This is a genomic window from Embleya sp. NBC_00888 (assembly GCF_045207655.1).
Lineage (GTDB): Bacteria > Actinomycetota > Actinomycetes > Streptomycetales > Streptomycetaceae > Embleya.
The window spans coordinates 4,611,646-4,635,095 of record NZ_CP108784.1; the positions used below are offsets into that span (position 1 = coordinate 4,611,646).

24 protein-coding genes are annotated in these 23,450 nt (G+C 69.0%); 14 read left to right on the forward strand and 10 right to left on the reverse strand.

Features of this window, described 5'->3' with window-relative positions:
- Positions 1–3 precede the first annotated feature (3 nt).
- The 3 genes from OG948_RS19335 to OG948_RS19345 all read left to right on the forward strand — a co-directional run bounded on the left by OG948_RS19335 (position 4) and on the right by OG948_RS19345 (position 2,330).
- Complete coding sequence (locus OG948_RS19335) at positions 4–969, forward strand: hypothetical protein (protein WP_406297725.1); 966 nt, start codon at positions 4–6, stop codon at positions 967–969.
- A 102-nt stretch (positions 970–1,071) separates the two neighbouring features.
- Entirely contained in the window at positions 1,072–1,365 is a 294-nt protein-coding gene (locus OG948_RS19340) for a hypothetical protein (protein WP_395867923.1), read from the forward strand.
- Positions 1,366–1,550: 185 nt separating this feature from the next.
- Positions 1,551–2,330: an endonuclease/exonuclease/phosphatase family protein gene (locus OG948_RS19345; RefSeq protein ID WP_406297726.1), complete on the forward strand. Its 780-nt coding sequence runs from the start codon at positions 1,551–1,553 to the stop codon at positions 2,328–2,330.
- Positions 2,331–2,361: 31 nt separating this feature from the next.
- Here OG948_RS19345 and OG948_RS19350 read toward each other — a convergent pair whose 3' ends face one another.
- Positions 2,362–3,648: a carotenoid oxygenase family protein gene (locus OG948_RS19350; protein WP_406297727.1), complete on the reverse strand. Its 1,287-nt coding sequence runs from the start codon at positions 3,646–3,648 to the stop codon at positions 2,362–2,364.
- 58 nt (positions 3,649–3,706) lie between these two features.
- Positions 3,707–4,249, reverse strand: coding sequence for a hypothetical protein (locus OG948_RS19355; RefSeq protein WP_406297728.1), 543 nt, complete (start codon positions 4,247–4,249; stop codon positions 3,707–3,709).
- 92 nt (positions 4,250–4,341) lie between these two features.
- Between OG948_RS19355 and OG948_RS19360 the strand changes: the two genes are divergently transcribed.
- A complete protein-coding gene (locus OG948_RS19360; protein ID WP_406297729.1) occupies positions 4,342–4,863 on the forward strand; it encodes a PadR family transcriptional regulator in 522 nt (173 codons plus the stop codon).
- Between the two features lie 180 nt (positions 4,864–5,043).
- On the opposite strand, the gene OG948_RS19365 is transcribed toward OG948_RS19360, so the two are convergent.
- A complete protein-coding gene (locus OG948_RS19365; protein ID WP_395867927.1) occupies positions 5,044–5,394 on the reverse strand; it encodes a hypothetical protein in 351 nt (116 codons plus the stop codon).
- 218 nt (positions 5,395–5,612) lie between these two features.
- On the opposite strand from OG948_RS19365, the gene OG948_RS19370 reads away from it, so the two are divergent.
- Both OG948_RS19370 and OG948_RS19375 read left to right on the forward strand, forming a co-directional pair.
- Positions 5,613–6,539 (forward strand): alpha/beta hydrolase, encoded by a 927-nt coding sequence (locus tag OG948_RS19370; protein WP_406297730.1) that lies wholly within the window; start codon positions 5,613–5,615, stop codon positions 6,537–6,539.
- Positions 6,540–6,598: 59 nt separating this feature from the next.
- Positions 6,599–6,889 (forward strand): MTH1187 family thiamine-binding protein, encoded by a 291-nt coding sequence (locus tag OG948_RS19375; RefSeq protein WP_395867931.1) that lies wholly within the window; start codon positions 6,599–6,601, stop codon positions 6,887–6,889.
- Between the two features lie 95 nt (positions 6,890–6,984).
- Here OG948_RS19375 and cspE read toward each other — a convergent pair whose 3' ends face one another.
- On the reverse strand, positions 6,985–7,194 hold the full coding sequence (gene cspE, locus OG948_RS19380) for a transcription antiterminator/RNA stability regulator CspE (protein WP_406297731.1): 210 nt from the start codon (positions 7,192–7,194) through the stop codon (positions 6,985–6,987).
- Positions 7,195–7,355: 161 nt separating this feature from the next.
- On the opposite strand from cspE, the gene OG948_RS19385 reads away from it, so the two are divergent.
- The 4 genes from OG948_RS19385 to OG948_RS19400 all read left to right on the forward strand — a co-directional run bounded on the left by OG948_RS19385 (position 7,356) and on the right by OG948_RS19400 (position 11,209).
- Positions 7,356–7,871 (forward strand): SigE family RNA polymerase sigma factor, encoded by a 516-nt coding sequence (locus OG948_RS19385; protein WP_406297732.1) that lies wholly within the window; start codon positions 7,356–7,358, stop codon positions 7,869–7,871.
- Positions 7,872–8,032: 161 nt separating this feature from the next.
- On the forward strand, positions 8,033–9,391 hold the full coding sequence (locus OG948_RS19390) for a hypothetical protein (protein ID WP_406297733.1): 1,359 nt from the start codon (positions 8,033–8,035) through the stop codon (positions 9,389–9,391).
- A gap of 481 nt (positions 9,392–9,872) precedes the next feature.
- Positions 9,873–10,667 (forward strand): hypothetical protein, encoded by a 795-nt coding sequence (locus tag OG948_RS19395; RefSeq protein WP_406297734.1) that lies wholly within the window; start codon positions 9,873–9,875, stop codon positions 10,665–10,667.
- A gap of 62 nt (positions 10,668–10,729) precedes the next feature.
- A complete protein-coding gene (locus OG948_RS19400) occupies positions 10,730–11,209 on the forward strand; it encodes an RrF2 family transcriptional regulator (protein ID WP_406297735.1) in 480 nt (159 codons plus the stop codon).
- Between the two features lie 276 nt (positions 11,210–11,485).
- Here the strand turns inward: OG948_RS19400 and OG948_RS19405 are convergent, their stop codons facing one another.
- The gene (locus OG948_RS19405; RefSeq protein WP_406297736.1) at positions 11,486–12,601 is read right to left on the reverse strand and encodes a LysR family transcriptional regulator; all 1,116 of its coding nucleotides are present in this window, start codon (positions 12,599–12,601) and stop codon (positions 11,486–11,488) included.
- 190 nt (positions 12,602–12,791) lie between these two features.
- Here OG948_RS19405 and OG948_RS19410 point away from each other — a divergent pair, with 190 nt between their 5' ends.
- Entirely contained in the window at positions 12,792–13,844 is a 1,053-nt protein-coding gene (locus tag OG948_RS19410; RefSeq protein ID WP_406297737.1) for a nitrilase family protein, read from the forward strand.
- Between the two features lie 70 nt (positions 13,845–13,914).
- On the opposite strand, the gene OG948_RS19415 is transcribed toward OG948_RS19410, so the two are convergent.
- Positions 13,915–14,904 carry a zinc-binding dehydrogenase gene (locus OG948_RS19415; RefSeq protein ID WP_406300300.1) on the reverse strand — a complete coding sequence of 330 codons (990 nt, stop codon included), beginning with the start codon at positions 14,902–14,904 and terminating at the stop codon, positions 13,915–13,917.
- A gap of 530 nt (positions 14,905–15,434) precedes the next feature.
- Here OG948_RS19415 and OG948_RS19420 point away from each other — a divergent pair.
- Entirely contained in the window at positions 15,435–16,862 is a 1,428-nt protein-coding gene (locus OG948_RS19420) for a hypothetical protein (RefSeq protein ID WP_406297738.1), read from the forward strand.
- A 621-nt stretch (positions 16,863–17,483) separates the two neighbouring features.
- Here the strand turns inward: OG948_RS19420 and OG948_RS19425 are convergent.
- Positions 17,484–18,326 carry a MerR family transcriptional regulator gene (locus OG948_RS19425; RefSeq protein ID WP_406297739.1) on the reverse strand — a complete coding sequence of 281 codons (843 nt, stop codon included), beginning with the start codon at positions 18,324–18,326 and terminating at the stop codon, positions 17,484–17,486.
- A gap of 284 nt (positions 18,327–18,610) precedes the next feature.
- On the opposite strand from OG948_RS19425, the gene OG948_RS19430 reads away from it, so the two are divergent.
- Positions 18,611–18,943, forward strand: coding sequence for a helix-turn-helix domain-containing protein (locus OG948_RS19430; protein WP_406297740.1), 333 nt, complete (start codon positions 18,611–18,613; stop codon positions 18,941–18,943).
- A gap of 973 nt (positions 18,944–19,916) precedes the next feature.
- On the opposite strand, the gene OG948_RS19435 is transcribed toward OG948_RS19430, so the two are convergent.
- The gene (locus OG948_RS19435) at positions 19,917–20,552 is read right to left on the reverse strand and encodes a HEPN domain-containing protein (RefSeq protein WP_406297741.1); all 636 of its coding nucleotides are present in this window, start codon (positions 20,550–20,552) and stop codon (positions 19,917–19,919) included.
- 492 nt (positions 20,553–21,044) lie between these two features.
- On the opposite strand from OG948_RS19435, the gene OG948_RS19440 reads away from it, so the two are divergent.
- Positions 21,045–21,962 carry a phosphotransferase gene (locus OG948_RS19440; RefSeq protein WP_406297742.1) on the forward strand — a complete coding sequence of 306 codons (918 nt, stop codon included), beginning with the start codon at positions 21,045–21,047 and terminating at the stop codon, positions 21,960–21,962.
- A 7-nt stretch (positions 21,963–21,969) separates the two neighbouring features.
- Here OG948_RS19440 and OG948_RS19445 read toward each other — a convergent pair whose 3' ends face one another.
- Positions 21,970–22,281 (reverse strand): hypothetical protein, encoded by a 312-nt coding sequence (locus OG948_RS19445; protein ID WP_406297743.1) that lies wholly within the window; start codon positions 22,279–22,281, stop codon positions 21,970–21,972.
- Between the two features lie 57 nt (positions 22,282–22,338).
- Positions 22,339–22,677: a hypothetical protein gene (locus OG948_RS19450; RefSeq protein WP_406297744.1), complete on the reverse strand. Its 339-nt coding sequence runs from the start codon at positions 22,675–22,677 to the stop codon at positions 22,339–22,341.
- Positions 22,678–23,450 lie beyond the last annotated feature (773 nt).

A 23,450-nucleotide genomic window follows, 5' to 3' on the forward strand; every position in this document is an offset into this window, starting at 1 on the left:
GCGATGAGTGCGTACGAACCGCCACCGCCCCCCGAGGCACGCGGACTTCGACTCGGTGACCTGGTCCGTCGCCGTCATCTCGCCGACCCCGACGACGAGGAACCGGCCTTCCCGGCCCCTCGTGAAGAACGCGCGAGCGAGCCCGGACGAGGCTCCTCGCGCGGCACCCGCGCGCCGCGAGAGGACGACGAGCCGTCCTGGCGGCGGGACTTGCGGGAGCGTCGGAAGCACGAGCGGGACGCGGCCGAGGCCCGGCGTACGACCGAGCGCGCGAGCGGGTCGGGCGCGCGCCCCGGGCGATCCGACGAGCGCCGCGCCGATGCCGCCCGAAGCGCCGACGCGCAACGGTCCGAGCGCGGCCCCGGGGCCGCCGACCCTCCCGCGCGTCCCACGGTGCGGCACGTGATGAAGCCTCGCGACCCGGGCCGGCACAACGCCCCCGCGACCCCCGTCGAAAGCGCGCGCAAGCTGCCGTGGCGCAAGCCCGCGAAGGCGACCGGCACGGGAGCGGGTGCGGCCGGGGCCGGCTCCGCGGCCGGCGCCGCGAGCACCTCCGCCGGCGCCTCCGGACTGGCCGGGTTCATTCGCAAGGGCCCCGCGGCCGGCGCCGGAGACGATTCCACCGGACCGGCCGATTCCGGTACGCAGGGTGGGAGTTCGGGCATACCCAAGGTGCCTGCGCCGTTCGCGGGCGGCACCGACGGGAGTACCGGGTCCAGCTTCGGTCCGTTCACCGGGACCGACCTGGCCATGCTGATTCCCGCCGGGTTCGCCGCCTATTACGGTGCGGGGCTCCTCGTGAGCTGCTCGTCCGAGGCAGGCTTCATGGCGGCCTTTTGCCTGTGGCTCATGATGGGCTTCTGGATCGTGATCGTCAGCGCGAAATGGCCGTTGATGCGGCTCATGCGCTGGGCCTGGGTGCTCGCCGGTCTGATGGCCGGCGCATCCATCCCCATCGGTGGCGGGTGACGGTGCGTGCGACGTGAGTAGCTTACGAACCGTCATATCACGGGTACGCCAAGGCAAACAGGGACCGGCGGACGACCGCAGGACCGGAGGGGAATCATGCACATGTCGCTGAGCGCCGTGGCCGCTGCCGCGCCCGACTCCATCGTCGAGCTCCAGATGGCGGTGACCACCGAGACGAGCAGCGTCGGTCGCGGGGTGACCGTCGGTGTCCCGATCCTGATCATCTTCATTCTCTTCTACCTGGTCACCCACAAGAACTACAAGATCGGTGGCCTGATACTGGCCTTCGTGGCCGGTGTGATGTTGTCCGGAACCCAGGTGGCGTCCTCGCTCTCCGAGTTGGTCGACCACTTCGTCACGGCCGGCGTCAACGCGGTCAGCGACGTGTTCAGCTGAGCCTCGGCCGTGCGGGTCGGGGGCGGGGTTCGAGTCGGGCCGGGCCGGCCCGACTCGGGTCGAGGAGGCCGGAGCCGAAGGGGGACGGGCCGAAACGGGCCCGTCCCGCGGCTCGGTCCCGAACGCGTACGGGTGGTGGGTGACCTGCGGCGTGCCACCGTCGTCCCGGTGGTAGTCCCCAGGACATGAGCGACCCTCTGCACGTGATGACCTTCAATCTGCGCGGCCCGGAGAACCCGACGCCGAACTCGTGGCGGGAACGTCGCCCGCTCGTGCTGGAGCTGATCCGCCGCGAGCGTCCGCACGTGCTCGGCACCCAGGAGGGGCGCTGGCATCAACTCCGGCCGCTGGCACGCGAACTGCGGGCTCGGTACGACTGGATCGGCCTCGGTCGCGAGGGCGGCAGCCGGTCCGAGTTCTGCGCGGTCTTCTACGACGTCGAGCGCCTGGAACCGCTGGCCTTCGACCACGTGTGGCTGTCCGCGTTCCCGCGCCTGATCGGATCGCGCACGTGGGGCAATTGGCGCCATCCCCGGATGATGACCTGGATTCGCTTCCGGGATCTGGCCACCGACACCGAGTTCGGCTTCGTGAACACGCACTGGGACCACGTCTCGGCCAACGCGCGACGCAGGAGCGCGCACGCGACGCGGGCCCTGTTGGCCCGCCGGTTCGCCGGGGAACCAGCCATCGTGGTGGGCGACTTCAACGTCGGCGCGGCGGGTGCTCCGCACGCGGTGTTGACCGCCGGTGGTCTGCTGCGCGACACCGGTGCGGCCGACGCGACCCGGACGTACAACAACTGGGAGCCGCCGGTGGACGGCGAGCGCATCGACTGGATCCTGGCCACCGCCGATTTCGACGTCGTCGACGCGCGCACGTTGACCTGGACCCGGGACGGCCGCTGCCCGTCCGACCACTGGCCGGTCCAGGCCCGGCTGAGCCTGCGGGCGCCGGCCTCGTGAGCGGGTCGCGCGTGCGGGCCCGATTTCCGCGCTACGCGGGATCGGCCAGCCAGTTGCCGTGGAACCCGAACGGCACCCGGCACGGGAGATGCACGATGGCCGGCGGGTCGGCCGTGAGATCGTCCGCGTCCAGCACGACCAGGTCGCTGGTGCCACTCACCGCGTCGTACACATAGGTGAGCAGCCACCCGGGCCCGCCCGGTCGCTCGTCGGCGGGCACGAAGGTCGCCTCTCCGGGTGTGCGACCGGCGCCGAAGTCGTGCGCGAGCGTCGTTCCGTCGGTGAGGTCGTAGCGCAGCACCGCGTGCTCGGTCACGGTGAAGCCGTATCGCGCGGACAGCCCGGCGAACCGGTCGTCCACGCGCGGGAACTCCGACGCCCGATCGTCGAGTTGTTCCTCGCGCACGGTCCCGGCGGTCAGGTCGATCGTCCACCGCCACAGCGTCGCGGCGCCGTCCGGCTCGTCCTTCCGGTACAGGTGCGACCGGCGCATGACGTACAGCACGATCCGGTCGGTGCCCTCGTCGTGCGCGTTGAGCGTGTGGAAGACGTAGCACGGGTCGATGCCGAACCAGCGCACGTCGCCGTGCGGGTCGCCGCGCCGCAATACGCCCACCCGCGCGCCGTAGCCCTCGTCCCACGCGTACGGCATGGTCCCGGACCGGGCGCGGTCCAGGTCGAACACCACCGGTAGGTCCATGAACACCACGTGCCCGGCGGTGAGGTTGAAGTCGTGCATCATCGTGTGGCCCGGGACGTCCAGGTCGCGGCTGACCACGAGTTCGCCGGCCGCGTCGGCGCGGTGATAGGTCACGTACGGCGGGACCAACGACCCGTATCCGAAGAAGTGCAGCTCGCCGGTGGTCGGGCAGGTCTTGGGGTGCGCGGTCATCGCGGTGCGCAGCCGCCCGGCGAAGTCGTGGGGGCCGATCGTGTCCAGCGACTCGGTGAGTTCGTAGGGGTACGAACTCTCGACGAGCGCGAGGGTGCGGCCGGCGTGCCGGATCACGTGGGTGTTGGCGACGCCGTTGGCCAATGCGCGTGTGCCGTCGGCGTGGCGGAGTGGGGCGTGGGTGTCGAAGTTGTTCGTGCGCACATAACGGTTGCGGTAGCACGCGGCCCGGCCGGCCGTCAGCCGCACGCCGTGCACCATGCCGTCGCCGAGGAACCAGTGCCCGCTGGGGGTCCGCGGGTTGGGGCCGTTGCGCAGGTAGGAACCGGTGAGTTCGACGGGGAGTTCGCCGCTGACCCGCAGCGCGGTCTCGGTGCGCTCCTCGGTGACCGGGGCGTGATTGCCGGTGAGGTGGAACGGCGTCATGATGCGGGCTCCTGGGTGGGTGTGCGGGTATGCCGCGGCGCTCGGTTCGGTACGCGGGTCAGGCGGCCTGCCGGGCCTGGACGATCGCCGGGTAGCGGGCGGTGAACAGCGCCGGGACCACGAATCCGGCGGCCTGCACGGCGATCGCCACGTTCGTCGCGAGGTCGTTGGCCTTGACCAGGTAGAGCGCGATCGCGGTGAGCGTGAAGCTCGCCGCCCAGACCGCGGTGATCACCACGTTGACCCGCAGGAACGCGGGCAGGCCCCAGATCTCGCGCGGGGTGGAGCGGCGGGCGATCACCAGGGTGAACGGGTTGCGCACGGCCAGCGAACCCCATGCGGTGACCGCGAGCCACCCGAACGAGGCGGCGCCGACGTAGCGGTGGAAGGCGGCGTCGGGCACGGCGAACGCGATCGGGGTCAGCACCAGGAAGAAGGCCGCGCTGCTGTAGGCGAGCAGGTCCACGCCGCGGCCGGCCCGGTGGTCCTGGGCCGCCATCGCGACGGTGACGAGCAGTGCGGCCAGGGCGCCCCACTGCCAGTTCGTCGAGGGGATGGCAGCGAAGACGATCCACGGTGCGAAGTTGCGTACGTAGTTCACGAGGTTCCCCTGACTCGACCGGGCGTTGCTGACATGTCAATCATGGACGTTCCTATTTCGACATGTCAATCCTGAGTGGTAAAGTCCGGGTCATGAGCCTCCGACACGCCCTCCTGGGACTCCTCGCCAACCGGTCGGCCAGCGGCTACGACCTGCTGAAGGCATTCGAAACGTCGCTGGCCAACGTGTGGCCCGCCACCCAGAGCCAGGTCTACGGAGATCTGGGCAAGCTCTCCACCGAGGGCCTGCTGGACGTGACCGCCGAAGGCCCGCGTGGCCGCAAGGAGTACTCGATCACCGCGAGTGGGCGCACCGAGCTGCGGCACTGGCTGGTCGAGGTCGAACCGGAGCGGGTCCGGCGCAGCGGCATGCTTCTGCGGGTCTTCTTCCTGGACACCCTGGATCCGGCCGAGGCCCGGGACTACCTCGTCGCACAGGGCGAGGCCGCGGCCGGGACGAACGCGGGGCTGCGGGCGGTGGAGGCGAACGTCGAGTGGGACGAGGGCTCGCTGTCGGTGTACGGGCGGATCGCGCTGGAGTACGGGCTGCGGTTGTCGCAGGTGCAGCGCGAGTGGGCGGAATGGGCGGCCGAGCAGGTGGCTCGGACGGAGTGACCGGCCGGGTGCGGCGGGTGCGGCGGGCGCGTGGGGTGCTGCCGCGATACGTACGTACGGCGCGGGCGGATCCGGTGTCCCGGGTCGGCCCGCGCCGAACGTGTCTCGGGTGGGCGCTCGGTCGGTCGTTCGTTTTCGCGGCCGCTCGGCCGGCTCGTGGTCGGCCGAGCGGGCGCGGGGTCAGCGGAACTCGTGCACGACTTCGATCGGTCCCACGATGTGCCGATTGAACTCGGTCAACTCCTCTGCGGGGACCCACAGTTCCAGGATGGTTCGGCCGCCCGCCTGCCGTACCGGGTAGCGGATCACGAACTCGGTCTCGATCCGAAAGCGGGTCACGTAGCCGACCCCGGAGGCCGGTACGTTCCAGTCGCGCGCGATCTTGATCGCGTAGTCCTCGTTCAGCACCGGATAGAAGATCGGCTGGTCGGGCAGCCTGGCCGGCCACGCGGTCCAGCCGGACTCGCGCACGAGCTCCAGTTCGGCCGGTCCGGTCGGCCGCCAGAGCGTCGTGGTGGGGATGGCGTTCATGGCCACATGGTGCGTCCGCGGGTGGTCCGGGTGAAAGCGGATTTCGCAGGTGGGGGCGGTCGCCGGGGCGCGTGGGCCGGGGGATGCCTCCGGGCGGCGGGCCGGGTGCGGCCGATCGCCGGTCCCGGGTGCCGCGGGGGAGTGACTTCCGCCTCGCTTCGCCCGGATCTGACGGACCGTCATAGAAGTTGGCGGCGTGCGCTGCTACTTTCCGCGGCATGGAACACCGCATCGACCCCGAATTGCTCGCGGTCCTCCCGTACCTGCCGATGGTGGACATCACCGACCCGGTCGCCTTCCGCGCGGCGCAGCGGGCCCGGACCCAGCCGGTGCAGCGCCCGGACGGCCTGCTGGTCGAGGACCGGATCGTGGCCGGGGACGTCCCGGTGCGGATCTACACGCCGAAGGAGGCGGCCGAGGCAGCCGGTCCGGACGGCTCGCTCGGCGTGCTGCTGTGGTTCCACGGCGGCGGCTTCGTGTTCGGCGACATCGACAGCTCGGACGGCGGCTGTATGGCGACCGCGCTCGAGGTCGGCTGCGTCGTGGTGAGCGTCGAGTATCGGCTCGCGCCCGAGCATCCGTTCCCGGCCGGCTTCGAGGACGCGTGGGCGGCGCTGCGGTGGGTGGCCGAGCACGCGGCCTCGTTCGGCGGCGACCCGGCGCGGATCGCGGTGGGCGGGGTCAGCGCGGGCGGCTGCCTGGCCGCGGCGCTGGCGCTGCGGGCCCGGGACGAGGGTGGGCCGGCGCTGGTTCACCAGGTGTTGGACACCGCCGTCCTGGACGACCGCCTGGACACGCCGTCGATGCTCGAGTTCGAGTCGGCGCCGCTGTGGGACCGCCGTCAGGCGGCGCTGAGCTGGCGGTACTACCTGGCCGGCGCCGAGCCCACCGCCTACGCGGCCCCGGCTCGGGCCGAGGATGTGGCGAACCTGCCGCCGGCGTACATCACCGCCAACGAACTCGACCCGCTGCGCGACGAGGCGATCGAGTACGCGGGCCGGCTGATCCGCGCGGGCGTCCGGGTCGAACTGCACCACCGGCCCGGTACCTTCCACGGCTCCAACGCGATCCCGGCCGCCGACGTCTCGCGCCGCGCGACGGCGGACATCCGCCGCGCGCTGCGGACCGCTTTCGAGGTCGCGTAGCGGCGCCGGCCTCGGCCTAGGCTGGGGGCGTCGTTGTTCGGGCTGCGGAAGGTGTTGTCGTGATCGTCGCGTTCTCGGTGTCCCCGCTCGGTGTCGGTGAAGACGTCGGGGAGGCGGTCGCGGAAGCCGTCAAGGTGGTGCGAGCCAGCGGACTGCCGAACCGGACCGACGCGATGTTCACCTCGATCGAGGGCGAGTGGGACGAGGTGATGGCCGTGGTGAAGGCGGCTGTCGAGGCGGTCAAGGCGCACTCGAATCGGGTCAGCCTGGTGCTCAAGGCGGACATCCGCGAAGGCGTCGTCGACGGGCTGACCGCGAAGGTCGAGACGATCGAGCGGTACCTGGCGTAGAGCTTGCGGCCCACCGGGCGCGGTCTCGCACCGTCGCGGCCACGGATCGGCGAGCCGACCTCGTGGCCACGATCGGGGTGTCCCGGTCGGCGGCGTCAGATGGCCAGCACGTTGGCGGCGCTCGGGCCCTTCTGGCCGTCCTGTACCTCGAACTCGACCGTCTGGCCCTCGGCGAGCGTCTTGAAGCCGTTGCCCTGGATCGCGCTGAAGTGCACGAAGACGTCCTTACTGCCGTCCTCCGGGCTGATGAAGCCGAACCCCTTGGCTTCGTTGAACCACTTCACGCTCCCCTTGATCCTGGCCATCTGGTCGCCTCTCCCCAACTCCGAAGTACCGCGTGGGTACGCGCGCCTCGAGCCTGCCCAAGCCGATGGGCACCGGAAACCAGGAACGCGGTCGGGCGGGCTGTAACGGATCGACGGGCCCATCCCATTCCCCTGGTGACGTCGACGAACGGGGGCATCGGATGGCAGGCGCGAGCGACGCGAGCTTCCAGGAGTTCGCCGCCACGCACAGCCGCAGGCTGTTCCGTACCGCGTGCCTGCTCACCTCGGGTGACTGGCACGGCGCCGAGGACCTGCTCCAGGAGACGCTGGGCAAGCTCTACCCGAGATGGCGCAAGGTCAGCCGGATGGACTGGCCGTTCGCCTACGCGCACACCACCCTGGTCCGCGGCTACATCGAACAGCAGCGCCGCAAGAGTTCCACCGAGCGCACCACCGACTCGGTGCCCGAACACGCGGTCCGCCCGACGGGGGATCCCGAGCTGCGGCTCACCCTCCTGGACGGCCTGGCCGCACTCGCGCCGAAGGATCGGGCGGTGCTGGTCCTGCGCTACTGGGAGGACCGATCCGTGGAGCAGACCGCCGACGCGCTGGACATGTCCGAGGGAGCGGTACGGGTGCGCGCGCATCGCGCCCTGGACCGGCTTCGGGCGTTGCTCGGCGATCAACTGGCGGGACTTGCCCTCGACCGGGCGTGACGGGACCGACTTCGAGCGGTCGTCCGCGCTCGTGCGGTCGTTGCGACCCTGCCGCGCTTCCGCGCTTCGGGTGTCGAGGGACACATCCCACCTTCACTCCCATGTCTTCCGCATCTTCGCTGAGCTCTCGTACTCCTACCGAAAGGACCGGTGATCGCATCGTGGCCGCTGACCACCCGGGCTGGACCTCCCGGGGTCCGGATCGGCAAGTTCCCGACCCGGACCGCGACTTCGAGCGGGATCTACCCGGCGCGTTGAGCACGCTGGCCGACACGTTCCCGGAGCACGACCCCGAGGTGATCTCCCGGGGCCTGGCCCGCGGCAGGCGACTGCGTCGGGTCCGGCGCCTGCGGATCGGTGCCGCCGCGTGCGCGATGGCGGTTGCCGTGGTCGGCGGCGGGGTGGCGCTCGATCGGAGCCTGGCGGCCGACGGGTCGCCGGCCTCCCGCCGTACCCTCCCGGACGCGGACCTGCCCACGGGTTGGCCGGTGACCGGGAATCAGATGATCTCCGTGCTCACGAGCCTGTTGCCGGCCAAGGGGGAGGTGAGCGACGCCCTCGGTACGGGGTCGCAGCTCATGCCCAAGGACCCGCCGATGATCGCCAAGAACCCGACCGCGCAGCTCGTGTACCGCGACGGGACCGGTGCGACCGGCGTACGGGTCAAGCTGTCGCGCCCGGCACCGAACACCCCCGACGCCAGGCTCACCGACTGTGGCGCCGTCGACGGGCGCAAGCCCTACGACGAGTGCAAGGCCACCAAGCGGCCGGACGGCTCGAAACTGACGGTCGCCAAGACGCACCTCGACGCGTGGGGGGAGGAGCGGCAAAAGCATTGGCGGGTCATCCTGGATCGACCCGACGGCGGCCGGATCGCGGCGGATGTCTACAGCGGAGGGGCCCGCGACCAGCACATCGGTTCGGACAAGGGCACCATCGGGATCAAGGAGGATCCGCGACTGTCGATCGCGGACCTCACCCGGATCGTGACGGACTCACATTGGGAGAAGGCCGTCACCGCGCTTCCCACACCGGACAAGCGCATGCTGGCGATCCTGGAGAGCGTGCTTCCCCCGGGGCTGAACATCACGGCCAAGGGTGAGCCGGACTACGGCGCGTCGATGATCATCACGGACGCGCGAGGGGTGTCGGGCGTCAGCGCGATCGTGCGGATCACGGATGAGCCGCTGCAGTCCTGCGACGGGATCCCGGCGCAGGACTGCAGAACCCGGACCCTGCCCGACGGCACCACGACCTTCGCCGCACGGCAGCCGGTGGGCAACGCGCCGCCCGGGTTCGTCCAGTGGCGCGCGGCAGTGCGCTACCCGGACGGGCGCACGGTGTGGGTCGACGCGGGGAACAGCTCCAGCGGCCGAACGGTCATGACCTCCGCGGACGAGGACATCGAGGGGGCCCTGTTCGAACCCGAACTCGGCCCACACAGGCCGTCCCGCGACGAACCGGTACTGACCCTCGAGCAACTCGAAGCGATGGCCGGCGACCCGCGCTGGACCCGGTAGGCCTCGGAAGTCGCCGCCGCCCCGAGCCCTCGGTGGTCCCCACGGGCCGGCGAGGGCCGCGGCGTGTTCGCGGGGGAGGCACCGCGGGGCGCGTTGTTGTCGATGGCCGGCCGGGATACCGATCGGCGATCGCGCCTTGAACGTGTCGCGCCGCCTCCGATTTCCCGTCGGGTGGATTTGCCGACGCGCATGAAATCCGTTGTACGGAGGGGTGGTCCGGGGATCGGCCCGGGTGCCGAGGTCAGCCCGTAAGTGCGGTCTTCCGTTGTGCGGACGCGGTGTTCTCTAGGACCCACTAGGCCGGCCGCCCCTTCGGGCGGCGGCCGGCTCTGGGTGGGGGAAGATCACTCGGGAGGGTGATTGACGGTAACCGCGTTGGCACTGTCTGCTGTTCCCCGTATCCAAAACGTAAGTCGGCCCCCGCTGGTGCAACGAACACCGATGCGAGGGCCTGACCACCGAACGAGGAAGTACCCTCGCCATGGCTGTATCCCAGCGTATCGATGCCCCCACCCCTGTCCAGGACCCCGTCGTCACCGTGTTGGCCCAATATGGTGGCCTTTCGGGGCGCGCGTTGGAAGCGGCCCTCCGCTACCACGTCATGCCCGCGGACACGCCCCTCACCGTCGACACCATCCGCGAACTCCTCGGCGTGGGCGCCCACATCGCCCGCCGCGTGCTTCGTGAACTCACCGAGGCCGGCATCGCGGTGGCCAAGCGGTTACGGGACTCGGCGACCGGGCGGATGCTAGGCCGTCTCACCGAGTGGTCCGGGCCGCGCACGGCCGGAGACGCTCCCGAGTCCGCCGCCGCACCTGCCGCACCCGATGCCACCACCACCGTCGCTGCCGTCGACGATCCCGCCGTGCGCGCGCTCGCGCTGCTCCGTTCCCTCGCCGATGTGGACGAGCGATTGGCCTTCAAAGAGCGGGAGTTGCGCACCCTCGTCCCGTTCCTGGTGGACCGCCTGGCCGGCGGCGACACCCACGTCGAGGCCGAGGTCTTTCGCGAACTCACCGAAGACCTACCGCCACCGGGCCGAACCATCAAGACCGGTCTGCTGCACTACCGCCTCACCAAGGCCCCGAAGCACCCGGTGATCCCACCCCAGACGCGCCGCCCCCGCCTGGTGGAATGCGCCGACTGCGGCCGCCCCGGCCCCGACCTGACGCCCGGCGACCTCTGCCGGCACTGCCGTACCGGCACCGACCCGGCGCCGCTCGACGGCGCGGCCCGGGTCAGACGGCTCCTGCAACTCGTCGCCCACCCGCTCTGACCCTCGGCCGATCGGGGGAGTGGGGGTTGTTCCGGCTATTCTGGATGGGTAGCGTCCAGCATATGCAGATGAGCGAAGGCGTGGAGTGGGCGCTGCACAGTTGCCTCAACCTGGCATGGGCCGAGTCGGGTACGGCCGTCACGGCCACGAAACTGGCCGCCTTCTACGGCCTGCCCGCCGCGTACCTGAACAAGCAACTCCAGGCCCTGGCCCGCGCCGGCATCGTCACCTCGACCTCCGGCCCACGAGGCGGCTTCCGCCTCGCCCGCGCCCTCAAGGACATCACCCTGATGGACGTGGTGGTCGCGATCGAGGGCCCCGACCCCGCGTTCCGCTGCCAACAAATCCTGCACAACGGCCCCGACGCCGACCCCACCGCCGACTACCGCACCTCCTGCGCCATCGCCCAGGCCATGTCCCGAGCCGACCTCGCCTGGCGCCACGAACTGGCCACCCAAACCCTCGCCGACCTCAGAACCACCGTCGAATCCCGCTCCCCGGAAACCCCGGAACTGACCCGAGCCCGCCTCGCCAAGAAGTAACCCCGACGGCGGCGCCTCGGGCGCGGCAATCCGGGCGCGGTGCCCTGGGGGTGTGGGCCCTGGACGGGGTGCCCTGGGCGCGGTGCCCTGGGATGAGGGGGCTAGGGACGCGAGGGCTTGGGACGCGAGGACTTGGGACGCGAGGACTTGGGACGCGGCGCGGCGGCCGCATGCGGCCCCGTACGCGGCGACCCGGAGGCAGTGCCAGGACGCGGTGCCCTGCCACGTCCGAACCCCGGCCCACACGTAAACGTCACCCACCGGACCGCCGGCCTTTCACCCACCGCGTCGTGGGCTGCGTCCGGTTTTCCTCCGGGCCGCCGACCACGTCGACTCCGGGTCGGCGGCCCCTCGGTCGCGCTCCCGGCCGAGTTCGTCGCGCCGACCCGCGAGTTCCTGGACGACGGCGAGGAAGTTGTCCCGTACCCGAGTGGCCCGTGCCGGATCCCAGACCGCGCCGATCCGCCAGGAAACCGCGTCCGACCTGCCGGTCGACCCACTACCGGCCCCACCACGGGCCCTACCTCCGGTCCTACCTCCGGACCCTTCGGCGGACCTCCCGCCGGACCCGGTCCCGCGCTCACCGGCAGACCCGCCTCCCCACCCACCCTCGGACTCGATCGGCGTCACCGTGACGGTCGCCGACGCGATGTCGGCGGCGCCCGCCGGTACCAGGGCCGCACCCACCCCGGCCGCCACCAGGGCAAGCACCGTCTGCAGGTCGGAGGCCTCCTGTACCGGTTCCGGCCGGGCCCCGAACTCCTCCTCGAACAGCTCGATCTGCCGCACCAGCCCCGGCCCCTTGGCCCGTGTCAGCCGCACCACCGGCCGCCCGCGCAACCACGCGGCGACCCCCGCCGGATCCGTCGGCGGTGGATCCTGATCCCCGGGTGAGGCCACCGCCAGGGTGTCGGCCAGTACGACGAGCCGCCCCAGGTCCTCCGGCGCCGGCAGCCGTACGAACCCCACGTCGAGGTCGCCCGCCCGTACCGCCTCGACCTGCGCGTTCGACGACATGTCCTCCAGCGTGATCTCGACCCCCGGAAAGCGCCGCCGAAAGGCCGCCACGGCCTGTGGCGCCAGATCGATCCCGGACAGGCCGAATCCGACCGCCAGACTCCCGGCCTCCCCGCGCTTGAACTGCGCGGCGCGGCGGCTCAACGCGTCGACGCGCCGCACCAGTTCCCGCGCTTCCGGCAACAGCGCCTGCCCGAGCCGGGTCGCCTCGGCCCCTCGCCGCCCACGCGTGAACAGCGCGCCGCCGACCTCCGCCTCCAGCGCCTGAATCTGCTTCGACAACGCGGGCTGGGTGATCGACAACCGCCCTGCCGCAACCCCGAACCCACCACAGTCCGCCACCGCCACCAGCGCCCGCAGCAACCGCACGTCCATGCCCGAAGCCTAGATCGGCTTCCATTCCATCGGGTTATCGAAGCGCACCGAACATTCATTGGACCGCAGCCGGTGCTCCCGACTGTGATGAGAGAACACAGAACCGAATCGAACCAAGCCGAACCGGAGCGCATGTAGCCGAACCGGACCCGGTCGGATCGACTACATGACCAGAAATCGGGAGTGATCGATGGAGCAAACCCTGCGGTGCGCGTCGGTACAGTTCGAGCCGCGCCCGGACGACAAGTCGTACAACCTCGCCCGCGTCGAACACTTCGTCCGCGAGGCCGCCGCCGACGGAGTCCGCCTGGTCGTACTGCCCGAGATGTGCCTGCTCGGCTATTGGCACCTGCGCCGACACACCCCGGAACGCCTGCGCGAACTCGCCGAGCCACTCTCCGGCCCGTCCGTCACGCGGGTACGCCGGCTCGCGATGGACCTGGACACAGCCGCCGGCCTGGGCTTCCTCGAAATCGACGAGGCCGACGGCCGCCTCTACAACGCGTACGCCGTCTGCCTGCCGGACGGCCGAGTGCACTGCCACCGCAAGCTCCACGCCTTCGAACACGAGGCCATCTCCAGCGGTGACCGCTACACCGTCTTCGACACCCCGTGGGATATCCGCGTCGGCGTCCTCATCTGCTGGGACAACAACCTCGTCGAGAACGTCCGCGCCACCGCGCTCCTCGGCGCCTCGATCCTGATCGCCCCGCACCAAACCGGCGGCACCGCCTCACGCAGCCCACACGCGATGCGCCCGATCCCGATGGCCCTGTGGGAGGCCCGCCACCGCGACCCCGCCGCGCTCGAGGCGGCCTTCCGCGGCGAGAGCGGCCGCGCCTGGCTCCTGCGCTGGCTCCCGGCCCGTGCCCACGACAACGGCCTGGCCCTGATCTTCAGCAACGGCGTGGGCCGCGACGACGACGAGGTCCGCACCGGCAACGCGATGATCCTCGACCCCTACGGCCGAATCCTCACCGAGACCTGGTCGCCCGAGGACACCATGGTCACCGCCGACATCGACCTGTCCCTGATCCCGATGTCCACCGGCCGCCGCTGGCTCAAGGGCCGCCGTCCCGACCTCTACAGCATCCTCACCCACCACTTCGGTGACGAACGAGACCCCCAAACCGCCCGCTTCTCCACCACCCCACCCACCCTCAACCCCGCACCCGCACCCCCTCCCTCACCCCAGCCCGCCCCGGACTCCTCGGCCCCACCCCGCGCCCGCCACGAGCGGTAGACGCCGCTTGCCTCCACGAGTGAACCCCGTCGCACCCACGACCCGTCACACCCACTCCCGTCACGCTCGCTCACCGACCGGTCAGCACAACCAACTTGCCCACGGTGTGGCCCATTTCCATGTCGGTATGGGCCTGCCGGATGTCGTCCATCCGATAGACGTGCGTCGGCCCCAGCGAAATCCGCCCCGCAGCGATCTCGTCGAGGTAGCGCTGCAACACCTCACCCGGCAGATCACCGCTCTCGCCCCCATAGGCCGTCAACCGAACCCCCTTCGGCAGATACCCGATGGGATAGAAGTCGCGCACGAGCCACTCGTTGGACAACATCCCGGTGAAACACACCGTCCCGTGCACCCGCGTGGCGGCCAACGTGTCCGGCAACGTCGGCGTACCCACCAACTCCAGCGCCGCGTCCACTCCGGCCGGATACAAGGCCCGCACCGCGCCGGCCACATCCCCGTCATCGACCAGAACGTGGTCGACCTCCTGCGCCTTCAGCACATCCACGTTCCCGGCCTTGCGAGTGGTGGCCAAAACCGTCGCCCCGAGTCCCTTGGCCAACGCGGCGGCAGCCAACCCAACCGACGAAGTCCCCCCGCGTACCAGCAGAGTCTGCCCGGCGGCCAAATCCAGCCCGGTCGTCAGCGACCCATAAGCCGTCTGCAACGTCTCCGGTACCGCTCCGATCACATCCCACGGCAACTCCGACGAAAAAGGAATGACCTGCCCCACCGGCACCAACGTGTACTCCGCGTACCCACCGTCGTAGGTCCGCCCCATATTCCCCATCATCGTCACCACTTGCTGCCCGACCGCCGGCCCAGACCCCGCATCGGCCGGATCAAGCGCGTCCACAACCCCCACAGCCTCGATCCCCGGCACCCGCGGAAAGCTGACCCCCTCCGCCAACCCCAGCCGCGTATGCAACTCCGACCGATTGAGCCCAAACGCCCGAACCGCAACCCGAACCCACCCGGCCCGCACCTCCGGAACCGGCAGGTCCCGAACCACAAGATTCCCGACCGGCCCGGGCCCACTCAACACGACAGCCCGCATCATCCCGACCACCAACTCCTCCAACCCTCACCAAAACCGTCGCCCCAACCACCCCACCCACCCCACCCAACATCACCAACCCACCCACCACCGCCCAACGCCACACCACGCCCCACCCCAAACTCCCGCCCGCACGCTGGCACGCGCCCGAGACCTGCCAAGACCTGCGTGCAGGATGTCGAACAAATGTCCGGCTTGACGTGTGGTCAGGTGCGTCCGCAAAGTACAACGCGACCACCAACATCCGTTCCTCCAAGGCGAGAACCCACGGCCGACCCTGACGCGAGGCGCCCAGCGCGTGACCGCTCCGAACCCGAGCAGCCCGATCAGCCCGATCAGCCCGATCAGCCCGAGCAGCCCGAACCGGCTTCCGGCACTGCGGTACTCCCGACCCGGTGCATCCGGTACCGCCTCACGATCGGCACACGAAACGACCCACATGCCCTGACCACCGCACCTACACCTCCCGAGTCGCGCCGCAACCCCTACAACGGCCCCGTCGCCCCAAGACCCGATTCCCGAGTGAGTGTGACGTGAACAACGAAAGTGGCTCTCGATTTCTCGAGATCTACGCGGCCACAACCCACCGCGAGGTCGCACGTGCCCTGAAGCGCCACCTTGATGAGATTTTCCAATTCTCGATGTTGCCAGAGTTTCACGTATTCGGGCGCCAGGATGATCTGGTGGCAGCCCTGGAAGCCGCCGAGGGCCGACCGTCCGCCATTGCGTCGGATGGTCTACAAGAAAGGCCCGAGCTTCCACGGAACGGCGACATCAGGACGCTTCATGAGATGGCGGACGGGATGCTCCGAACGTCCGAATTGTTTTCGACGAGCGCTCGCGGGAACATACTGCCGTTCAATGTCTACGCATCGGAGGGTGCCGAATGGGAGCGGGACAACGGCGCTATGACCCTGACTCTTCCAGCGGATGTTCCGGTGAAAGGAAGCGAGCAATGGAACTGGGTCAACCTGGGTGTCTCGGTCGTCCTCAGCGACTATTGGACCAGCCCTGAACAACGTGAGACGTTGCAGTCGCTCTCGCAGCGAGACTTGGATCCAAAAGTCATGGGCATTCGGATCGGAGCTCACGAGATGGCGCATGTGATGGAGATGAATGCCCATCCCGAATGGAGAAATGCTGGCGTTCTCCCAGATTATCCAAATTCCATGTACGACGATCTCCGGGAAATTATCGGTGGGCAAATCGGAAAACCCGCCGGCCTGGTCACTCTCGAGGATCTGACCCAGGTGTTGTGGTACAGCCCGGGTATGACCGTGACAGCCGACGAGGTACCCGCGTACGCGGTCGACAACGTGGTCATGGAGGGCCCGGGGGCCAATTCCGCCAACGCCTACATCACCGAACGTCTCGGCAGCGCGATCGCCCCATTCAAGCCCGGAAGCGGGGCGATTTTGCAGGAATGGCGCGGGCGGGCGCACACCCTGTCGGCCGCGCAGCATCAGTTGCACTGCGAACGCGCCTTCCCGGTGATGGGGCCTATGCCGGCGAATCGCAAGGCCCTCGCCCACTCCGGCCGGCACGCGGCCCGACCGCACCAGCCCGCAGTCCGATCGCACCGGGATCCCGCACGGCGACCGACCCAAGGCCAGGCCTCGACAGCCGCTCACAGGACGAAGACGACGCCCGCGCCTGCTCGGGATCAGGCACAACCGTCGACCGCACGTGGTCCCGCCCCCACCACGCCACCCCCGGCCGGGCGCAACGTCGCGTCGACGGCCGCCATCGAAGTGGCACGACAACACCAGGCGCAATCACCCGTGCCACCCCGCCACTTGGAGCTGGCCCGACTGATCGGTGGCTCGTTCGGCCCACTGTCGTCATCGCCGCCGGCTTCCCGCGCCCCCGCACCTTCTCCCGCCGCACCCAACAACGCCCCCGGCACCTTCCGCTCCGCGTCCCGGCACCAGGACCCCACGACCCGAGACGTCGGGCGATGAAGCCCATCCCGCACCTCCGACGGCCCGACACGTGGGCCGCGTCAGGCAGGCCGAGGCGTCCGCAAGTCGTGAGCCGACCTGCGCGACCCGCCCGCATCTCGGCGCCTGAGCACATCCACCCACCGCACAGCCAACCGATCACCCCCCAACACGCCCCGCCACCCGATCCGCACCGAGCCCGAAAACGACAAAGACCCAGCCCACGGATCATGTCCGTGACCTGGGCCTCAGCCTCACGAGCGGGCGACGAGAATCGCACTCGCGTTCCAAGCGTGGGAAGCGCCGTTCCAGTGATGCCAGCAAACGCGCCCTGACCAGCCCCGCATCCTCGCCCCGTGCCATCGACTCGACAGCCCGTCAGTACCCCCTGCCGACCGCGAATCCCCACGCGTTCCGGCACGCATCCGTCACGGCAGCCCTCCAGGCTGAAGCGCGGCTCCCGTGCTCTACGACGAAGGTCGATGCGCTTCACTGTCTGTCAGCGGCCAGTTCGGAATCACCACGTACGGCCAGTTGTGAAGTCACTCTTGGTTACGGCCCGGGCTCGACGTCTGATGCGACCAGTCGTATGCGGATGGACGCGACCGGCTGTCGGGCCACATCGGTGCCAGGCACAGGCGATCAGTGGTCTGCGGAGTGGGCGTCGGCGAGGAGTTGTGCCGTGCGTTCCATACAGCGCATCCGGGCGGGGGAGAAGTCGTAGGGCATTTTGGTGATCGCTTCGAAGGCGCTCATCTGTGTGTCCTCCTCCCCTTTCAGGTCGGCGTCGTAGATCTCGAAGAGCTTCTCCTCGGCCGCATCCAGCCCGGCTGCCTCGCCGGCCTGCTCCAGGGCCATGTGTTGGGCGCATCGCTGTACGGCGAGTTCTTCGACGCGTGGGTCGTGGGGATCGACGCCGTCGTCGAGGGCGGCCTCGGCGGCGTCGAGACGGTCGTCCTCGGCCCTCAGGTCGGGGTGAGTGGCCAGCACGATGAACACGCCGGCTTGGATGGCGGCGCCCAGTGGGCCGAAGACCCGTTCCGTGACCAGCAGGGCGTCCAGGTCAGAGGGGCGCAGTGCGCCCGGGGGCAGGTGACCGAGCCGGTCCGTGACCAGTTCGGAGAGCAGCCCCAGCGGGCTGCCCACCGCATGCAGGCGCTGGACAGCCGCGCGCTGACGTTTGATTTCGGCCTCCCGCGCCGCCAAGGTTTCCTCCAGCCTGCTCAGGATCTCCTCGATGTCCCGGGCTTCGTCGAAGGCGGCCCGCATATCGTCCAGGCTGATGCCGACCGCTGCCATCTTGCGGATCCACAGCAGGCGGATCATGTCGTCGTAGCCGTAGCGGCGGCGGCCGTCTCCGCCTCGCTCCGGCTCCGGCAGCAGCCCGATCTCGTGGTAATGGCGGATGGCACGTGGGGTGGTCCCGGCGAACGCGGCCGCATCACCGATCTTGACCTGGCGGGGAGGCGTGATGGAGGGGTACATCAGACAGAGCCTTTCGTGCTGTGGTGCCTCGACCACACCACATGCCGCTACGACAGGTGCAACAACACCATCCAGGTTCCACCAGAGCCAGGCCCTGGCTTCCGCCGGGACCGATCAAGAACGACGAAACATCCGGCGACGCAGAGTGACCGCCGGCGGCCGGATACCTCCCCACCAAGTGGCCGTCACTGAGGATTTCCAACTGGCCGCCGACAACTGTCACCCAGCGTGGCAAACCGGGAAGATCGACGGCGACGGACGAGATGACTGACGGAGGCAGGACGATGAATGCGCGTGAGGCAATGCGTCGCAGGGCCGCGAAGGCCGCTGCCGAGCCCGTCCCCGAGACGTCCCACGCGGATGCGATGACCACGGGCGAGGTCGAGGAGTTCGACCAGGCGTACGCGGAGGCCGCGCTCGGTGACGCGATGGCCCAAGCCGTTTACGACCGCCGCATTGCACTCGGCTGGACGAAGGCAGAACTCGCCCGCCGCGTGGGGATGAACGAGCGGGTCATCCGCCGTCGTGAGGACGGCGGCCGACCGGCGACCACACTGGACACTGCTCCGCCTGGGACGGGCCTTGGGAGGGCACTTCACAGTCGCATTGCTCACTGACAACCCGGTGGTGACCTTCAAGCCGGTCGCCCGACGGGCAACCCGTTCGACGACTCGGTCGGCTTGTCGCGCCCCCGCGACTTCAACGACGCGTGGAGGTCAATCCCTGCTGACCGGGCTCCCCGGCAAGCCTCGCAGCGCCACCACTGCCGGAAACACGGTGCATCGGCTCAGGGTAAATGTGTAACGGGTAAGGCCGGACGTTGCGTCGAAGGCGGCAGTGGCGCTGCCAAGCCGCTTCCCGGCGTCATCGCGAAGCGGCTCAAAAAGCTTCAGGGCCGACATCGACGCGCATCCGGCACGAACCCCGCACGCGAGGCGTAGCGAGCTGGGAACGACGAAGGCCCAGGTCACGGACCATGTCCGTGACCTGGGCCTTCACTTCCGGAGCAGGCGACGAGAATCGAACTCGCGTTCCAAGCTTGGGAAGCGCCGGTCCATCGGTACGCCAGAATGCCCCGTGATCAGCCGCGCGCCTTGGCTGGCTTCCACGGCTCGATAGCCCGACAGTGCCCCTGGATTACCGCGAGCCTCTGCCCGTTCTGGCACGCATCTGGCACCCGCCCGGGCCTGCATCCGTCCCACAAGTGGGTGGTCGGTCTGGAGTTCCCTCCTCGATCGGGCATGCCTGCACGCATCCGGGTTCCCGGAGGGGCGCAACGGCTCACACCGTGACGCTCGCGCTCGGCCGTTGCGCCCCTCCGAGGTTCCGGGTACGCCTCCGGTGCCCGATCGAGGAGGGAACCCCCAGACCCCAAGACCACCCACGAACCACAGCATGAGCGGCTTGCCCACCCCTCCGAGAGAGGGCCGGGGTCCGGGGCAGCGCCCCGCGCTCTTGTTCCGTTGCGTCCGTGCACACGACGTCGGAGCGGATTGCTGGCTGGTGCCTGACAAGCGCTCTGCACGGGATTCGGATGAGTTTTGGATGCCGAATTGACGCTTGATCTTGAGGATCATCGCGGCGATCAAGCTATGGCCACGGATTGAACCCATAGATGCGTACAACCTCGCGACTTACGGCCGCATCCGTCAGTTCTGCCAGCCTAGTTACAAAGTTCGTCCAATCGCGAACTCCGCCTAGGTTTAGTGGACCCGGCGTTTGACCCTTGTGGACAATCTCACCCCGGATATCGTGGGTGAGCGAGTCGAGATGTATGCGAATCCTATCTGCGAAATGCCCTTTCCATTTCAGCTTCCCGAGCAATCCTGGGATTCCCAGGAATTGATTGGAGAATAGTTCCACGTTGGTTGCATTAGGTGTATTTAGGGCGGCTATCTGTAGGGCCACATGGTCCCGGGCGACTGTCTGCCATCCATTGCCCACAATATCCCAAGGGTTCTTTTTTTGGGCATGCTTGGCAACCACGTCGCGCAAGTGATGGGGAAGCAGTGTGTGATCATCGTCGATATGCGTAAGAATCTTGTTGAAGGTTTCTTCAATAACATTTTCGAAATAGTTCTCCCATGCTGTATAGATCAGCACGATTGCGGCCCTGAGTAAGGGGCCAGTGTCACCCGGCGGGCGCCCGGATTTCTGATCAACGATGGCGGGATGGTAGTTCAAGAGCGTGTCGACGTCGGTTCGCAGCCGGTCGTACGTCGCCATGGCCGTTGATGGCATGAATCTCCCAATAAGTGTCGCTGATTAGCGTGCGGTGTGCTCACTCATCATTCCGGAAGGAATCCATCGCCGCAGCATTTTTCGGTGGGCGCTGAGAGTGCTTCAGCCGCGTCGTCGGCCTGGAATGCTTGACGTTCCTTGATTGGCGGGGCGGGAGCCTACGCGGGGCTAGTAACCGGACAGCGTCGGTGGGGTGCACCTCCCCCCATCTGTCTCTCTCATCGCGGGCCCCGAGCTTGCTCCGGCGGCCCCGCCTACCGAGGAACGCTAAAGACTCTGAGGCTCGGGCAGGCAACCACGGATGTTGCCGCCCGGGCGGTGGGGGACCGCCGTGACCGGCGGCCACGCCGCACGCGCGGCGGGCCTTGGCCGGCTGGCCGGTGGCGCGCCCTTGATCTAGTAGAGCCAAGTTCGGCAGTGGTCGATTGGGTGGCGTTGGCTGGCCGGCTTGGGGCTTGGTGCGGGTAGCTTCGCGGTATGGCGGATGGCGGGGTGTCTGGGGCCGGTGGGGCGTTTACTGCGGAGCACGCTCGGGAGGTGTTGGGCTTGGCGTGTGCTGTGGCTGGGCTGAGCGCTCAGGGGGCGTCTCTGCTGCGGCTTGGGGAGAACGCTGTCTTTCGGTTAAGCGATCCTGTTGTGGTGCGGGTGGCTCGGTCGGCGGACCGGGTTGATGAGCATGAGCGGACTGTGGCTGCGGCTCGGTGGCTTGCCGAGGTGGGGTTCCCGGCGGTGCGGGTTACGTCGCGGATTCGGCAACCGCTCGTGATCGATGGGCGGGTGGTGACCTTCTGGGAGCTTGTGGCTGAGGATGAGCGCTTCGCTGGCGTGGTTGCGTTGGCCGAGTTGCTGCGGCGGTTGCATTGGCTGGAGGAACCGGCGTCGTTAGGGCTGCCGTATCTGGAGCCGTTGGCGGCGACCTGGGGGCGGATCGACGCCGCGGTGGCGTTGGACGATGACGACCGTGGGTTTCTTCGGCAGCGGGCCGAAGAATTGCGGAAGCGGTATGACGCTCTGGAGTTCGTGCTTCCGTTCGGGCTGGTGCACGGGGATGCGAGCGTCGGGAACGCGCTTGTTGACGATGCCGGGCGGGCGGTCCTGATCGACCTGGACGGGTTCGCGCTCGGGCCGCGCGAGTGGGACCTGGTGCTGACGGCGATGTACTACGAGCGGTACGGGTGGCACACCCGGGCCGAGTATGAGGCGTTCGTGAACGCGTACGGGTTCGATGTCATGAACTGGTACGGCTACCCGGTGCTGGCGGACATGCGTGAGCTGATGATGACCGCGTGGTTGACGCAGAATATGGCCGGTGACGCCGAGGTCTCGGCGGAGGTCGAGCGGCGGATCTCAGACCTGCGGTCCGGTGGGGACCGGCACGGCTGGAAGCCGTTCTGAGGGTGGTTCAGGCTGCGGCTTGCTGCCACAGGCGGTAGCCGGCGGCCTCTTCCAGGAATTCGGCAACTGCGGTTGAGTCGCTGCGCGTGTCCAGCTTCTTGCGGAAAGCAGCCAGGTAGGAGACGCAGCGGGCGGACTTGAGTTGGCGGCCGATGGTCAGGGCGTCCAACGCCGTTCGGCATGCGCGTTCGAGTTCACCGGCTGCCAGATGTGCTTCGGCCAGAACCATCGTCGCGAAGAAGTCGCTGCGGATGTAGCGGCCGTCGGTGCCGCCGAGACAGAGTTCCGCGTACGTGGTGGCCTGTTGGGCCTGGCGCATGTCGCGGAAGCAGTGGCCGAGTTCGGCGGATAGCTCCGCCTGGTCGAAGTAGCCGATCTACTCCGGGTCTTCGCCGGGATTGTTGCGTTCGAAGATCGTGGTGGCTCGGGTCAGGGCGGCGTTGCAGGCTGCGTGGTCGCCGAGGCGGGAGAGGGCTCGGGCCTCCATCGCGAGGAACTGGGCGGTCAGGGTCGGGGTCGCGTGCCCTGTGGTGCCGAGCTGCGCGGCGCGGGCAAGATTGGCGGCTTCGGTGAAGCGGCCGAGGTAGGTGGCCTGGTGGCTCATCGCGGAGAGGATGCTTCCGGCAAGGCGGCGGTCCGCGGCGGTCTGGGCCAGGCGTAGGGCCTGGATGAAGTAGCGCTGGGCCAAGCCGTGGTGGCCGCTGTCGTAGCTCATCCATGCCGCGAGGAGGGTGGCTTCGGCGACGGTTGGCGAACAGGGCTCGGCCAACGGGCTCCGTGCTGTGGGCGGTCAGTAATTCGGCAACGTCGCCGTCCAGGTACTGGATCAAGGCCCGGCGGCCGTGTCCGCCTCCGAAGCGGTTGTCCAGGTCGGCGTACACGTCGACGGTCGCGCGGACGGTTTCGACGTCTGATGCGCCTACTTGCGTGCGTGTTCGGGAATTCGGCAACTGCTCTTGCCCGCCGGAGACCAGCCACGCGAGTGGTGCCGCGTTCCAGGCAGCCGGGTCGGGAGACAGCGCCTGCACGTCGCTACCGGGCGCGAGATCGGCGCGCCACAATGCCGCGAGGGACTCGATTCCGCCGATGGGGGTGGTGGGGTAGGCCGTTCCGGGAGTCTCCTGCGTGGCCGGGACATCGGCCAACCCGAGACGGTGGGCCGGTTCGCCGTAGACCTTCACCAGCAACTCGACATAGTCGGTCGGGTGTGTCTGGCCGTTCTCCCACCGGGCGATGCTCCGCAATAGTGATGTGTCGGTGGGCAGCGAGCGGCCTTCCTGCGCGGCGGCCTGGCGGAGGGCGTAGACGAGACGTGGCTTCTTCCAGCCGAGGCGATCACGAGCCGCGCGCAGAAGATCGGCTCGGTACGGCGTGGTGGTTGGCACCACGAATCGCCTCCCCTGAAGCGGAGCCAGATTCAGCCATCATGCTCGCGCACACGAAGCGTCGTCAAAGAGTCGCAGTGAGTTGATCTTGCTTGGCGTGGGC